Raw genomic sequence first — 14974 nt, forward strand, 5'->3', positions numbered from 1 at the left:
CTCATCATTAGGTTAACCAGAATAGGCAGCCCTAATTCCCGCATATCCGAAACAGCAACTTAAGGGTATTATGAAATGGATTCGTTCTATTAAACATTATGCATGCACGCTTGTTGTAATATACTCCTCAGAATAGCTTTTTGTCATTTGTATGAATAATTGCATGGCATGAAGCATGGCTTGCTCGTCAAAGTCAAACTTGGGATGATGATGCGGATAGATTGCTCCGGTATTATCGCTACCCGCCCCCACAAACATGAAGCAGCCTGGAATCTCCTGCAAATAATAAGCAAAATCCTCAGCTGGCATAAGTTTGGGAGTTACACTTACTCGCTCTGCACCAAATGCCTTCGTCGCTGTATCAAAAAAACGGGCTGCTTCCTTGTCATCATTAACGACTGGCGGGTAGCCCATCAAATAATTAATGTTGCAGCTTGCTCCATAAGCAGAAGCAACCTGTTCCGTAAGCTGATGGACGCGCTCCTTCATTACGCAGCGTGTCTCGTCATCAAAAGTACGAACCGTACCACTGATCGTGAAGGTCTCTGCAATCACATTTTGCGCAGAGCCGCCTTGAATTGTACCGATTGTAAGTACAGCAGGCTGCAACGGATCCACCGAACGGCTGACAACGCTTTGCATCTGAAGCACGAGTGATGCCCCAGCTACAATGCTGTCAATGCTAGTATGCGGCATTCCTCCATGTCCGCCTTTTCCGGTTAATTCTATATAAAAGTCGTCCGCCGCCGCCATCATTGCCCCAGGAGTACTGGCATATTTGCCAAGAGGGATGGGTGTCCATAAATGAATACCGTAAATGACGTCCACATCATTTAATGCCCCGTCCGCTATTACTTTTGCAGCTCCTCCCGGCAGCAGCTCCTCCGCAGGTTGGAACAAGAACCGTACTTCGCCAGTGAAATCCTCTCTGTGTTCGCTCATATATGCTGCAGTAGCCAGCAATGTTGCCATATGCCCATCATGTCCGCAGGCATGCATTGCTCCGTCCACTTGAGACTTATAAGAGGTCTCCTTCTCATCCTTAATGGGGAGTGCATCCATATCTGCACGAAGCATAATGACAGGTCCTGGCTCATTTGTTTGCAGGATACCGATTACACCGTGCCCACCTACATTTTTCACAACATTAAGACCAAAGGATTCGAGCTGTTCCGCAATAAATCTCGACGTATTCACTTCATGAAAGGAAAGCTCCGGATTCTGGTGAAGATAACGTCTCCAGACGATCATTTGTTCAAGCCATTCATCTAAATTACGCTCTCTCATAAACGCTCTCCACCCTTTCTAATGTTTTCCTATCATTGTATCAGAAATTATGCTTAAACGATATGAAATGGCAGGTTATGGAAAGCTTGCACATGCTGAGGAAACATACTATCATGATATTTGTGAACATTATGGAGCATTGTATAAGGAGGGTTCATCTTCTATGATATTTGAGAACACGGGCTTGGACGGTCTCAAAAGCGACCTTGCGTACTTAGACGAAAGCGCGGAGAAGGCTGGTTTTGTTCGTTGGCAGTGGGAATACTACCGTGCTACATACGACTACAAAATTGAAGATACCAAATCAAAAAATGAATATTTCTTACGGATCAACACGCGTGTAATCGAGGGCAAGCTAGAGAAACCAGACACCATTTTATCTGTAGAAGCTGTATATATCGGAAGAGCGACTTTTCCTCACGGCCTGGAGTACGAAAGTGAAATTCCTGCCCCTGTGATGAGCCTTGCTAACGAGAAGATTAAGCAGCTCAAGGAACTGCTTGAAGCATAATCAGGAACGGCCTATGAAGACCAAAGAAACAAGGCCCGTGCGAAGAGGTTTGCCTGATTTTCAGTTACTCATCCTCACCTTGTTATTAGTAGGCTTTGGATTGATCATGGTTTACAGCTCGAGCGCAAGCATAGCCCTCGTCTCAGACAAATACGACAATGATGCTCTTTATTTCACCAAGCGACAAGTGGTCTTTGCAATACTCGGAGTTATCGGCATGTTCGTAGCCATGAACATTCCTTTTGCAAAGTACAAGCAATTATATATCCCTTTGTTTCTCCTAACGGTCATATTGCTGTTAGCCGTGTTAGTTGTAGGTGTTGAAATCAACAATGCGAAGAGTTGGTTCGCCTTGGGGCCGATCAACCTTCAGCCTTCTGAAATTGCTAAGGTTTCTCTCATTCTATATCTATCCGCACTGATTACCAAGAAGGGCGAACGGTTCCGCGATCTGCGAACCGGTTATATTCCGGTCATGATCATTGTCGGCTTTGTCGCCGGACTGATCATGCTGCAGCCCGACTTTGGTACCACCTTTATTCTAGTTGCTACCTGCGGCCTCATTATCTATGCGGGCGGCGCAAGCATGAAGCATATTATGGGTTCAATCGGGCTGCTCATTGTAGGTGCAGGCATTGTCATCGGTACAGGATATCTTATTGACTTGATGACAGGCAATACATCCGGCAATTCCGGCGGTTACCAGCTCGCACGGTTTACGTCATTCCTGGACCCGCTCTCTGACCCTACCAACGCATCGTATAACCTGCTTCACTCCTTGACTGCAATTGGACAAGGCGGGCTGACGGGGACAGGCATTGGTCAAGGCATTATTAAGCTCCACTATTTGCCAAATGCCTTTAACGATTTTATATTTGCTGTTATCGGAGAGGAATTAGGGCTGATCGGAACGATACTGTTCCTTGGGATTTATATTTATTTTATCTGGCGCGGCTTTATTATTGCATTGCGCTGTAAGGACTCCTTCGGGACTCTTGTAGGCGTCGGCATCATGGGACTTATTGCAATCCAGGCCTTCATTAATATCGGAGGAGTAACACAGACTATTCCTGTAACTGGAGTTACCCTTCCTTTTATTAGCTATGGAGGAACGTCCCTGCTCATTTCCATGACCAGCATTGGAATCATGCTAAGTATTTCCCGAGAAAATAGTCTCGATATGACTCAGGAAAGAGTCAAGTCCGTTCGCACCATAACGGAGGAGCAGCGAACATCGCCTGCTCTCGTTAATCGCAGAACGCAGAAGAGAACAACATCGAAATAAATGTTGTCATAACGACAAAAGGACAGTGTTGGTCATATTTATTGACCAAACTGTCCTTTTTTTGTCATTATCCGATTCCATTGCAGAAGACCAGAAAGTTGCCGCTTCGTTACCTGTAACAGACTTACTGCTCATCTCCCTTGAATGACACGCCTTCGACTTTCACATTAACTTCAACTACCCGCAGCCCTGTCATGCTCTCTACGGCTACACGTACATTCTGCTGAAGCATCCGGGACACCTCGTGAATTGGTGTTTCATAAAGGACGATAATTCTTAGATCAATTGCCGCCTCTGTGGAACCAACTTCGACGGTTACACCCTTCTGTACATTCTTACCGCTGAAGCGCTTGGCCCAGCCTTCGGATAACCCTCCGGACATTGCTGCAATTCCCGGAGTTTCCAGTGCCGCAAGACCAGCAATTTTAGCTACAACATCATTGGATATACGTATGTTGCCTGTTTCGATTTCGAGCTGTTCTGCCATGCCGAATCCTCCTTTGGCTTCATTACCCATATTTTAAAGCCTTTCACCCCTAAAAAGCAAATCTATATATCTCATCCCTTACATATGCTGGCTGGCTCCTATTTTCGCGGATTGTGGACAATTTATGTAAAACGGATTCAAGTAAAACTGAGATTCAAATGAGTATTTGCGGCACGAAAAAAGCATGCATCTCTCTATGCATGCTTCTATAGATACCTTGAAGCTTATTCCACATTTCCTTTATTATTCAACGCTTCATAGAGAACTGCCAAATTCCGTTCAAGGTTATTCACCAGCTGCTTACCTGTTTCTGCTGGAAGAAGTCCTGCACGAACAGCAAAATCAACTTCTTTGGAGAAACCAAACACTTGGGTATCTAATACTTCCTCATAGAGAGGGCAGTAACGTGTTGCCAAGTTCTCCATCTGTACTTGAATAAGCTTCTTTATTTTATCTGCATCTTCTTCAAGAAGACTAATCGCTTTGGAACTCAGATGTTCTTGCAGATTTGATGAAGTCATGCACTCTTCCCCCCTATGTCCAGAATCTTGTACGACCATATATCATTAATATTAGACGAAAACCTCGCCCAAGACAAGAACCTGCTAAAAAAAGCACCTTTACCATCAAGGTAAAGGTGCTTTCAATCGCTGCATAAACTGTTATTCGGCGACAACGTCCACCGTCAAACCATGCTTAGCAAAGACTTCAGAGATTTCACGTTTCGCTTCATCGGCATCCGGTCCATGAACATGCAGTTCATAAGTCTTATTGCCCACAAGCGTAGTAAACAATCCAAGAATGCTTTTTACATCAATGTACTTGCTGTCTGAGTGAAGTACGATAGAAGAAGTGAACTTACTCGCAGTTTGAGCAATTTCTACAACCGCTGCATTGTTACTCGACATAGGAATCCCTCCGTCTAATATCAGATCTCTAATGTAATATAACCAGCTTTATGATACCTTGAATCCGCTTTCTTAGCAACTGATTTTTCCATTACATCCATTAAACGAGATTTTCCGGATTCAAACCTTCAAGCTCTGGAATGACAAACAATCCGTCCTTGCGAATGAGGATATCATCAAAGTAGATTTCTCCGCCACCATACTCAGGACGCTGAATCAGAACGAGATCCCAATGAATGGATGAGGAGTTTCCGTTATCCGTAACATCATATGCCTGACCTGGCGTAAAATGAAGACTTCCTGCGATTTTTTCATCGAACAAAATATCTTTCATCGGATGCAGTATATGCGGATTGAAGCCAATTGCAAATTCACCAATATAACGTGCTCCTTCGTCCGAATCCAGAATTTCATTCAAACGCTTCGTGTCATTGCTCGTTGCTTCAACAATCTTCCCATTCTCAAAGCGGAATTTGATGTTCTCAAACGTTATTCCGTTATACAGAGTTGGAGTGTTGTAGCTGATGGTACCATTTACAGAATTACGCACAGGCGCGCTGTAAACCTCGCCGTCAGGGATGTTTTTCTCCCCTGCACATTTCTCTGCACCGATGGATTTAATCGAGAAAGTAAGATCCGTACCCGGTCCTGTAATGCGAACCTTGTCCGTTTTGCGCATAAGCTCTGCCAGCGGATCTTGAGCCTTGTCCATTTTGGCATAATCGAGATTGCATACATCAAAATAAAAGTCTTCAAAAGCTTCTGTACTCGTATTAGCCAGCTGAGCCATACTTGCGTTCGGGTAACGCAGAACGACCCATTTGGTGCGTTTAACACGTTCTTCACTATGTACGGGATGGGAGTACAGTGAATTATACATTTTCATTTTATCCTCAGGTACATCGGACAGATCATTCGCGTTCTCGCCAGCTCGAATACCTATGTAGCAATCCATCAGCTCCATACGCTTCAAATCAATCTCTGCCCATGTCTTCAGCATTTCTTCTGTAGCATTCTTAAGCATTGCCCGTTGTACGGTCTTATCTGTAAGCTGAACGAAAGCATTACCACCTGCCTTGCCAACCTCTTCAATAATGGCGTTAATAAGATCTCGCTCAGAACCGATCATTTCTACAAGTACGTTTTCGCCTGGCTGTACATTTACTGAATAGTTCACCAAATTTTGCGCCAGCTTTTGAATTCTTGGATCTTTCATTAATATTGCTCCTCCTTCAAGTTGGTTCATGTCTATTGTAGCACCCCATTGTGATTTGGGGTATCTCCCTTTAGCCAACTTGGAATTCATCCACATTCACTAATTTAGTGATACTTACTGAAATAGATGTCTGTAATGAGCATCTCTTTCTTTTCCCTATTATCCTTATAGCTGACCTCATTTTCAGCAGAGAGCCTGATCGGCAAGCTTGACTTCTTATTCACTGTAAGATGATAAACAGATTTGACTTCTATGTTCTTCACTCTTTCGTTTAGTCCATCATTCTCCTCGTTCCATATCCTCTCCAGCTCCTTCATGCACTGCTGGCGTTTGCTATTGTCCACCTGATTTACGAGCTCCGGCAGCTCATCATGCAGAATCTGCATTTCTTTCTTCAGTTGATCGGCTACCCATTTACTGGCCTCAACTTTCTCAAGCTCAATCCGAATCATATGAGTCCCCCGAGGGGTTCCTGATTCACTGCTGAACGTTTTCCCTTTCATATAACCGATCTTCTCCAGCTGTTCTACCGGGTTCAATCGGGTCAAGCTGCCATATGAGCTGTCCTCCATACGCTCCGATATCCTCCACATGCCGGCCTTACGCTCCATATTGACAGGATGAGAGTCTGTCTCGGCCTTATTGTTGCTGCTCGGCTCAAACGGGTCGTATTCCTGACTTGATACGACCAGTTTGTTATGGTTAGATAAAGTACCCTTGTATTCAAAGTGCTCAGTAAACTCACCTTGATCAGAGGTTCTGAGTCCTGCATGTCCTTCGAAGGTCATTTCTTCCTTCCCGGCAAGTCCTGCAAGAGCTCGATGAAATGTTTCCTCAGGATCAAGCGGATTGTTGAATACGCCGCATCCACTGATATGAAATAGGGATAAGCTCAGAATCGATATTAGTATAGTACGTAATCTTAATCCTCGCATGATAAGTCACTGCCCTTCAGGCTATTAGTATCGTCGGTTGTTAGGTTTGCCTAGAAACATCGCTAATATCCAGCAAGAACGATAAAAAACATCCGCCGTTTTGCTTACAGCGAATGTTCATTAGCGATCCATCATTTTATGCTCCACTACGATTCGGTTCCGGCCTCCATTTTTGGCTGCATAGAGCGCCATGTCCGCACGATAAAATAGTGATTCCAGGCTAACCTGATCATCAAGCCAGCACCATTCCCCAATCCCAATGGATACTGTTATGGAAGGGTTCGTTAATTCCGGAACCCGCTGTCGGATCGTTTCTGCCATCATTTTGGCCTGCTCACTGCTTACCTGAGGCAAATAGATCGCAATCTCTTCGCCTCCCCATCTCGCACAGAGATCATTCGGTCCAGCCGCCTCTCGAATAATATTTCCTACCTGCTTGAGAACGGCATCTCCGACCTGATGACCGTAGCTGTCGTTCACTTGTTTGAATTGATCAATATCAATAACGATAAGGGAGCCGCAAAAGTCTGTGCTCTGTCGTTCCTCTATCATTCGGTCGACATAATGTCTGACGTATAATCCTGTCAGTGCATCAACAGTAGCAAGCCGCTTTACTTCAGCGTGCAGCGTTGCATTTGTAACAGCCAGTCCAATATGAACGGCAAGCATGTCCAGAAATCGAAAGTTGTTATAAGAGAAATATTGCTTCTTCTGATGAGCTACGAGCACCGTGCCTTCCACCTGCCCACTGATTCTCAAAGGAACCGCCATCATCGACATCGAGCCTGTTGTCTCCATGAAGAAGGAACTTGGGCCGTTGTAGCTCTCATAATTAAATAATATAAAAGGCTCACCGCTCTTGTATACTTGCCCGCTGATTCCCGATAATGAAAACGTCTCGTTCCGAAGTGCAGGAACATTGGAGAACATCACATGAAAACGCTGATCCTCTTGGTCCAGCTTAAGTATACAGCAGGATTGGGCTTTGAATATGCGGATCAGCTGGTGAACTGCATACTCATATATATCCGTGAGCTGCAGACTCTGGTTCAGACGTTTGGTCAGCTCATCAATCATTCGCAGCTCTTGAATAAGGGTGCCGGATTGTTCATGCAGCTTGGCATTCTCATAAGCAGTCCCTGCCGTGTCCGCCATCATGGTAATCAGCTGCAGATCTACATCTTCAATCCATTCCTGATTGGCTTCAATATGAAATACTCCATAAGTGCCTTGCTTGCCTCTGAATGGAATACCGATCTCATATTGATGCCGAGTGGAAGGCTGGGTAATGATCCGTTCTTCCGTATAGGCACGAAAACATACAGAACTGTTGTCTCCATTCAGATACAGAGGCTTGACTCTCGGGTCATCCATGCCTCCATCCTGGGACATGTAAAGCGTCAAATTTACCGCTGGAAAGAGAAACGCAACACTGTCGAACACTTCTTCTAGTACTGCTCTCACATCCATCTTTTCCTGCATCCGCTGCACAATTTGAAGAAGAATCGATCGGCGCCGGTTCTCATTGTCAGACAGCTTGTGAATATGAAGCATATCCGCTAGAAAAAGATGTTCAAACCGCCGGTAAAAACAAGATCGATAGTGATACTTGGAGGATAAGAGCAAGTCTGCAAATCCCTCTGTCACCCTTTTCTTTGAGACAGCAATACATAACACCCCTAATTGTTTCTGCTCGCTCCGGGAATGCAGAGAAAGGGTAAACAGACTGTATTCTTCAGCAAATGATTCTTCTGAGCAGCTATGTTCGATTACCGCTTCCGAAGGCTCCAAATCCCCCATTGGCTCCGATAAAATTTGATTAACCTTCTGCTTAGCCGCCTTCTCTACAGAAGATACCCTTTCACCCTGGGCAGCAAGACATATACCACTTCCGCTCCATATAGAAAAAATGGCTCCTTGCAAGGAAGGTATCGTAATCATATGATTAAACCATTCCTCAAAAGCATCCTTAAGAATCCGTTCGATGTGGTTAGTATCAAATACGTTCACGTCCAAAAATTCCAGCCAGTGTTGTTCTATATGGCGAACGTTAGAGTTATGGTCATACTTCCCCCGTTCAGGTCCCTCCAACAAGAGATCTTCCAACTCATAGGCAGATTTATAAAGGTGTTCTGTCATAAAAGCGGCACTCCTTTGCACCTTTCAGTTCACAAACTACAACGAGATGACCAGCATTGTTTTAATGTACATGACTGTTTAATTAAAACACAAATCTATTTTACCCTCTTTTATTACAATTTGCACGGAGTTTAAGAGAAATTCGTCCTATTTTTTTAGGTCCTAAGCCCTATCGACAAATTTAGACAAATTCCAGATAATCTTTTTCTTTGCTTCATTGACACATCTTCTTGACTTCACTAGTACATTTAATATAATATATATTGTTGAATGAGACCGATATGGTCTTTAAATTTGGGCGTAACGTTGTGTCACCCTCACAGCTATTTGTAACTGAACCGGACAGCGGCTGAACTTTCTGGATCTGAATGTATTGCCTTACAAGGCTTGCGATACAATTAGCGGCGCAAATAGAGCCCCATCATATGAAATTTATTATAAAAGGAGTTACTATAACAATGGCACGTTACACTGGTCCTAAATTTAAATTGAGTCGCCGTCTCGGCATTTCCCTGAGCGGAACTGGTAAAGAATTGAAACGAAACTTCCCTCCGGGTCAACATGGTCCTAACCAACGCAGAAAAATCAGCAACTACGGTATGCAGCTTCAAGAAAAGCAAAAATTGCGTCATATGTACGGCTTGGGTGAAAAGCAATTCCGTACTTTGTTTGCAAAAGCACAAAAAATGCAAGGTATTGCCGGTGAGAACTTCATGTTCCTCCTGGAAAGCCGTCTTGACAACCTTGTTTACCGTCTTGGTTTCTCCAACTCTCGTGCAGGCGCGCGTCAGCTGGTAGCTCATGGTCATGTGACTGTTAACGGTAAAAAAGTAGATATCGCTTCTTATGCAGTAAGCATTGGCGATGTAATCGGTCTTCGTGAAAGAAGCCGCGGTCTTTCCTCTATCAAAGAAGCTTTGGAAAACCGTGCACACCTTCCATCTTACCTTGAGTACAACGAAGCAGCTCTTGAAGGCAAGTTCATCCGTCTTCCAGAACGCGCTGAGCTCTCTCAAGATATCGATGAGAAGCAAATCGTCGAGTTCTACAACCGTTAATATTTAACTGGAGAACAATCATCCCTCGAAAGCAAGCTTTCGAGGGATTTTTAGTTGTTCCTGTAAGCATAAAAAAGAGTGCCCGTCATGCTAATATGACGCAGGCACTCTTTTTTTATAATCCAGCTTTTTATAATTCAGCTTATAACCACTCGCTTAATACTCTACAGCTTGATTTTGGCAAACTTACGTTTACCAACCTGAACAATATCGCCGTCTTGCGGAGTGTAATCACTGTTCGGGTCGCCCCATTTTTCTTCATTAATTTTTACTGCGCCTTGTTGAATGCTCCGTTTAGCTTCACCGTTAGAAGCGGCAAATCCGAGTGTAGTCAGCAAGCTGATCAGACGTATATTCCCATTCTCCAGCGATTCAGCCGGAATCACGACCTCTGCAATATCATCCGGCAATGCGCGCTGCTGAAATACAGTAATAAAGTGCTGCTGAGCTGCCTCAGCCGCTTCTTCTCCGTGGTACATACGGACAAACGTGTAGGCAAGCTTCATTTTTGCATCGCGCGGATGAACACTTCCGTCTGCAATGCCCTGCTCCAGCGCATTCAGATCCTCGGTACTCAGATCTGTAGCCAGCGTGTAGTATTTCAGCATAAGCTCGTCTGGAACAGACATCGATTTACCGTAGATTTCGTTCGGCTCCTCGTCAATACCGATGTAGTTGCCAAGGCTCTTGCTCATTTTCTGGACGCCATCCAATCCTTCCAGAAGCGGGAGCATGATGGTCGCCTGCGCTTCGTCTCCATTTTCTTTTTGCAGCGTACGCCCCATCAGGAGATTGAACTTCTGATCCGTACCGCCGAGCTCAATATCGCTCTTAAGAACGACAGAATCCGTTCCTTGCATTAACGGGTAGAAAAATTCGTGAATACTGATTGGCTGGCCGCTCTGGAAACGTTTAGTGAAATCGTCACGCTCCATCATCCGGGCAACCGTTACCTTCGCAGCCAGATTAACGACTTCAGAGAAGTTCATCGGCGCAAGCCAATCGGAGTTGTTGTATACTTTTGTTTTGTTCGGGTCCAAAATTTTGAACAGCTGCTTCTTGTATGTCTCCGCATTGCGAATTACATCTTCCTCGCTCAATTGCTTCCGTGTCTCGGATTTACCTGTCGGGTCACCAATTCGGCCTGTGAAGTCCCCGATGATCAGCTGCACTTCATGACCAAGATCCTGAAATTGACGCAGCTTGTGCATCACTACAGTGTGACCAATATGCAAATCGGGTGCGGACGGATCCATTCCAAGCTTCACCTGAAGCGGTACCCCGCTGACAACCGATTTCATGATCTTCTGCTTCAATTCCTCTTCAGGAACTATTTCGGATACTCCTCTTGATATCACATCCAGCTGACGGTTCACTTCCTCCTGCTGAGTCTTGCTCAATTCTTCCCATTTCATCCTAAACGTACCTCCTATAATATATTCGATCCTGCTCGATCGATTTGGACACAAAAAAGCTCCTTCTCATCCCAAGGGACGAGAAGGAGCACTCGCGTTACCACCCTAATTAAAGTACCTGCTCGATAATTACAAAGATAGGCACTTTCACTTCATTGACATAACGGGATTTCAACCCGGTACCAGACTAATCCTTCAATAGCTTATGGTAATTTCAACCTGCTATTCCTGTTCATCTGGACAGCTCCGGACGGTAATTCGACAAGCGGCACATTCCGGTTCACACCACCCACCGGCTCTCTGACTATGTGTTATCCGCCTCCTACTGGAGTCCTTCACAGCTTTTTTCGTATCAAGTTTTGATTTTATATATAACATATTCCGAGAAGTGATGTCAATTTCCGACCCTTGCCACCATTTGCGGGGATTCAAAAGAGTTATTTTATGCTATAATAATGCCTGTTAAAAGGAGGAAGACATTTGATGGTTGATGATAAGGATAAAAAACCTGATGAGCAGCCTTCCCGCAAAAGAAAATTCTTAAGCAGGTTAGGTAGTTTTGTGAAATGGATGGTCGTTCTTGGCTTCGTAGGTATCCTGTTTGTCGGCGGTGCACTCACAGGTTACATAGCATCCATTGTTAAAGACGAGCCTGTCCGATCCAGAGCTGCAATCGAACAAGCGGTGAGTGAGAATGCACTGACGGGTTTTGCTTATTTTGCAGACGGTTCAGCAATCGGTCAACTCAGGACAGAAGAAGACCGGCGTATTGTGGAACTGGAGGACATTCCTCAAATCGTACTTGATGCAGTGACTTCAATCGAGGATGACTCTTTTTATGAACATAAAGGCGTAGACATAACAGGTACTCTAAGAGCTGTCAAAGAGAGGGTGCTTAACGAGCCTGTACAAACCGGCGGAAGCACGCTGACTCAGCAGCTGGCAAGACGGGTCTTCCTGAGTCTAGACAAGACGGAAGATCGAAAAGTGAAAGAAATTTTATTATCCCTGCGTTTAGAACGGTTCTTGACCAAGGATGAAATCATTACGGCTTATTTAAATAAGGTTCCTTTCGGGAACGGCTCCAGCGGATATAACGTATACGGAATCAAAGCTGCAGCTAAAGGCATTTTTAATGTCAACGATCTGAATGATTTGAACATCGCACAGGCTGCCTATTTGGCAGGCCTTCCTCAGCTTCCTTCCGCCTACTCCGCTTTTAACGGAAAAGGGGAGTTTAACGAGGACAATTTCAACAATGCGATTGAGCGTCAGCAGCGTGTACTCGGGCGTATGCTTGCTTTGGGCAAGATAACGCAGAGCGAACATGATGAAGCTATGGCATTTGATCTGAAGTCATCGCTCGCACCAAGAGTAGCCAAGGCATACAATACGTATCCTTACCTTATGCTTGAAACGGAAAGACAGGCTGCCAAAGCGCTGATTGATGTCCTCTATCCTGAAGGAGAAGTACCGGATAAATCAGACAGCGAGCTGACAGAGGAAGCGCTGCAGAAGCTTCGTACCGGCGGATATCGCGTCTATACGACAATTAATAAGAATGTCTACAAGACGATGCGCGCCATCGCCGAGGATGACAGCAACTTCTCAGCGTATAACGAGAGCAAAGGCTTAGAGCAGACTGCTGCCATGATGATTGATCACAAAACTGGAAAAATTCTCGGCATGATCGAAGGTCGTGATTTTAATGTTGAGAATATGAACTTTGCAACACAGATGGTGAGACAGCCAGGCTCGGCCATGAAGCCGATCGCTGCTTATCTCCCGGCGCTTGAAGAAGGAATCATACAGCCTGCCTCCATTCTTGATGATTCGCCGATCATTTTGAAGGACGGTCAAAAAGGCTATCATATTCCGAAAAACTCAAACGGAAATTATAACGGGCTAGTAACCGCAAGATACGCGTTAAATCAATCTCTTAATATTCCAGCCCTCAAAATCTTCAATGAAAAGCTGGGACTTGAGAAGGCTTGGGATTTCGCGAAAAGTCTTGGCATCACTACCTTGACAGATGTGGACTATACGAATGCAACGACTGGTGTACTTGGAGGTCTTACTTACGGTGTATCCGTAGAAGAGCTGACCAATGCTTATGGTGCGATCGCGAACAATGGTGTATTTAACGATGCCTACATGATTGAGAAAATTGTTGATTATCAGGGAAACATCGTATACTCCCATGAAGCAGCACCGAAGGAAGTCTTCTCTAAGGAAACAGCTTATCTGATGACAGACATGTTAAGTACTGTTATTTCAGACGGTACAGGTAAGCTCGTTAGAGACAACTTCAATAAGTATGGTGAAATTGAAATTGCCGGGAAGACAGGAACGACTCAGAACTATGCAGACGTATGGTTCCAAGGATATACACCGGATGTGACTCTCGGCGTATGGGTGGGTTATAACAATAAAGAGACTTTATCCACACTATCTAAAGGTGCTGAAAGAGAACGGGCCCGCAGACTCTGGGCTAAAATATTGAACGACGTAAACGAGGCTGAGCCAGACCTGTTCCCTACGAAGACCTTTACGAAGCCTGAAAATATTACAACCAAGACGGTATCAGCATACAGTGGCAAGCTGCCGACTTCGCTTACCGACAAATTTGTAACGGATATATTCAATACGAAATATGTACCGACCGATAGCGACGATGCAGTTGCTAAATCGAAGTACATTACTTACAACGGTGTGAATTATATTCCTAGAGACGAAACACCTTCAGATATGCTGAAGGAACAGACGGTTGTGAAGCGTGAGCGTCCAATATCTGAGCTGATTAAGCAGCTGCAGGAAGCATTTAAAGTAATGGCCGAGCATGAGCCATTATCCTACTATATGCCGGACGATGCCGATGAAGACATGCCTAAGGAAGTTGATCCTCGTAAGGACGATGGAGCGAATCCAGATGCTCCTGGCAATGTCAGAATGACGGTGAACAACGGAAATGCTGTCATCACCTTTAATCCAAGCGCAGCTGGCGATGTCGTCGGTTACAGACTATATCGGAGCACGAACGGTGGTCCGTTCCAGAATCAGGGTAAGGTCGTGCTTGCAGGCAATCCGACTTCATTCAGCAGCTATACCGGCAGCAGCGTTCAGTTCTACATTGTTTCGGTTGACGTAGCTGGCAGAGAATCAGCACCTAGCGCGATCGTCAGTGGTGGAAACGGCCAGGTTCCACCTCCAGTGGAAGAAACACCTGACACTCCTATTGAGGTTCCAGGTACGGTCGTTGATCCGAATGAGAGCCAGGACGGTGATGTTGGAACTAACAACAACACCGACGCGTCAGGTGCTCCTGCAGCGCCTAGCGGCGTTTCTGCCCAGATTACAGAACAAGGCATTGTCATCTCATGGGCTGAACAGGAAGGTGTAACTGGATTTAATGTTTACTATAGTGAAACGGGCCAGGAACCTTTCCAACATGTTGGAACCGCTGGTTTCACGGCATTCACTTACAATAATGCGGAAGCCAAGGGCGCATTCAGAGTGACTGCGGTTAACGAGGCTGGAGAATCCACTCCTTCAGCTCCAGTAAGTCCTTAAGATAGGATATAGAAGCAAAAAAAGCTAACGTAAGTTCTATACTTACGTTAGCTTTTTTATATGTTCACTTGAATCAATTTCATAAATCATTAAATAGGTAAATTTGAAACTATATATACCCATGATATAAGCAGCTAAAGGGATTATGAAATTGATTCACTTA

Annotated in this window: 12 protein-coding genes and 1 other annotated feature; of the genes, 4 read left to right on the forward strand and 8 right to left on the reverse strand. The window is 44.8% G+C overall.

All coding sequences use genetic code 11. The features are described 5' to 3' along the window. Positions 1 to 96: 96 nt before the first annotated feature. On the reverse strand, positions 97 to 1287 hold the full coding sequence (locus BM415_RS12340) for a M20 metallopeptidase family protein (RefSeq protein ID WP_091158398.1): 1191 nt from the start codon (positions 1285 to 1287) through the stop codon (positions 97 to 99). Positions 1288 to 1450: 163 nt separating this feature from the next. On the opposite strand from BM415_RS12340, the gene BM415_RS12345 reads away from it, so the two are divergent. Beyond that, on the forward strand, positions 1451 to 1798 hold the full coding sequence (locus tag BM415_RS12345) for a YugN family protein (RefSeq protein ID WP_091158400.1): 348 nt from the start codon (positions 1451 to 1453) through the stop codon (positions 1796 to 1798). Between the two features lie 13 nt (positions 1799 to 1811). Then, positions 1812 to 3083 (forward strand): putative lipid II flippase FtsW, encoded by a 1272-nt coding sequence (gene ftsW / locus BM415_RS12350; protein WP_091158401.1) that lies wholly within the window; start codon positions 1812 to 1814, stop codon positions 3081 to 3083. A gap of 124 nt (positions 3084 to 3207) precedes the next feature. Here ftsW and BM415_RS12355 read toward each other — a convergent pair whose 3' ends face one another. From BM415_RS12355 to BM415_RS12380, 6 genes are all read right to left on the reverse strand, one after another. Continuing rightward, a complete protein-coding gene (locus BM415_RS12355) occupies positions 3208 to 3570 on the reverse strand; it encodes an Asp23/Gls24 family envelope stress response protein (protein WP_091158403.1) in 363 nt (120 codons plus the stop codon). Between the two features lie 224 nt (positions 3571 to 3794). Continuing rightward, positions 3795 to 4091: an Fpa/YlaN family protein gene (locus BM415_RS12360; RefSeq protein ID WP_091158405.1), complete on the reverse strand. Its 297-nt coding sequence runs from the start codon at positions 4089 to 4091 to the stop codon at positions 3795 to 3797. Positions 4092 to 4232: 141 nt separating this feature from the next. Continuing rightward, positions 4233 to 4478, reverse strand: a complete 246-nt coding sequence (locus BM415_RS12365) for an HPr family phosphocarrier protein (protein ID WP_091158406.1) — start codon at positions 4476 to 4478, stop codon at positions 4233 to 4235. Between the two features lie 100 nt (positions 4479 to 4578). Beyond that, positions 4579 to 5694 carry an aminopeptidase gene (locus tag BM415_RS12370; RefSeq protein ID WP_091158408.1) on the reverse strand — a complete coding sequence of 372 codons (1116 nt, stop codon included), beginning with the start codon at positions 5692 to 5694 and terminating at the stop codon, positions 4579 to 4581. Between the two features lie 104 nt (positions 5695 to 5798). After that, positions 5799 to 6629: a hypothetical protein gene (locus BM415_RS12375; protein ID WP_091158409.1), complete on the reverse strand. Its 831-nt coding sequence runs from the start codon at positions 6627 to 6629 to the stop codon at positions 5799 to 5801. Positions 6630 to 6749: 120 nt separating this feature from the next. Next, positions 6750 to 8768, reverse strand: a complete 2019-nt coding sequence (locus tag BM415_RS12380) for a sensor domain-containing diguanylate cyclase (protein ID WP_091158411.1) — start codon at positions 8766 to 8768, stop codon at positions 6750 to 6752. 458 nt (positions 8769 to 9226) lie between these two features. On the opposite strand from BM415_RS12380, the gene rpsD reads away from it, so the two are divergent. Further along, positions 9227 to 9826: a 30S ribosomal protein S4 gene (rpsD, locus tag BM415_RS12385; RefSeq protein ID WP_091158413.1), complete on the forward strand. Its 600-nt coding sequence runs from the start codon at positions 9227 to 9229 to the stop codon at positions 9824 to 9826. Between the two features lie 164 nt (positions 9827 to 9990). Here rpsD and tyrS read toward each other — a convergent pair whose 3' ends face one another. After that, entirely contained in the window at positions 9991 to 11241 is a 1251-nt protein-coding gene (tyrS, locus tag BM415_RS12390; protein ID WP_091158414.1) for a tyrosine--tRNA ligase, read from the reverse strand. A 71-nt stretch (positions 11242 to 11312) separates the two neighbouring features. Further along, positions 11313 to 11589, reverse strand: a binding site (T-box leader). Between the two features lie 135 nt (positions 11590 to 11724). Between tyrS and BM415_RS12395 the strand changes: the two genes are divergently transcribed. After that, entirely contained in the window at positions 11725 to 14811 is a 3087-nt protein-coding gene (locus tag BM415_RS12395; protein ID WP_091158416.1) for a transglycosylase domain-containing protein, read from the forward strand. The last annotated feature ends 163 nt before the right edge of the window (positions 14812 to 14974 follow it).

It is taken from the genome of Paenibacillus sp. 453mf (assembly GCF_900116105.1).
Taxonomy (GTDB): Bacteria; Bacillota; Bacilli; order Paenibacillales; family Paenibacillaceae; genus Paenibacillus; species Paenibacillus provencensis.

Coding starts and splice junctions, on each gene's coding strand:
- BM415_RS12340 (WP_091158398.1), bottom strand. CDS start 1,287: ATGAGAGAGCGTAATTTAGATGAATGGCTTGAACAAATGATCGTCTGG.
- BM415_RS12345 (WP_091158400.1), top strand. CDS start 1,451: ATGATATTTGAGAACACGGGCTTGGACGGTCTCAAAAGCGACCTTGCG.
- ftsW (WP_091158401.1), top strand. CDS start 1,812: ATGAAGACCAAAGAAACAAGGCCCGTGCGAAGAGGTTTGCCTGATTTT.
- BM415_RS12355 (WP_091158403.1), bottom strand. CDS start 3,570: ATGGCAGAACAGCTCGAAATCGAAACAGGCAACATACGTATATCCAAT.
- BM415_RS12360 (WP_091158405.1), bottom strand. CDS start 4,091: ATGACTTCATCAAATCTGCAAGAACATCTGAGTTCCAAAGCGATTAGT.
- BM415_RS12365 (WP_091158406.1), bottom strand. CDS start 4,478: ATGTCGAGTAACAATGCAGCGGTTGTAGAAATTGCTCAAACTGCGAGT.
- BM415_RS12370 (WP_091158408.1), bottom strand. CDS start 5,694: ATGAAAGATCCAAGAATTCAAAAGCTGGCGCAAAATTTGGTGAACTAT.
- BM415_RS12375 (WP_091158409.1), bottom strand. CDS start 6,629: ATGCGAGGATTAAGATTACGTACTATACTAATATCGATTCTGAGCTTA.
- BM415_RS12380 (WP_091158411.1), bottom strand. CDS start 8,768: ATGACAGAACACCTTTATAAATCTGCCTATGAGTTGGAAGATCTCTTG.
- rpsD (WP_091158413.1), top strand. CDS start 9,227: ATGGCACGTTACACTGGTCCTAAATTTAAATTGAGTCGCCGTCTCGGC.
- tyrS (WP_091158414.1), bottom strand. CDS start 11,241: ATGAAATGGGAAGAATTGAGCAAGACTCAGCAGGAGGAAGTGAACCGT.
- BM415_RS12395 (WP_091158416.1), top strand. CDS start 11,725: ATGGTTGATGATAAGGATAAAAAACCTGATGAGCAGCCTTCCCGCAAA.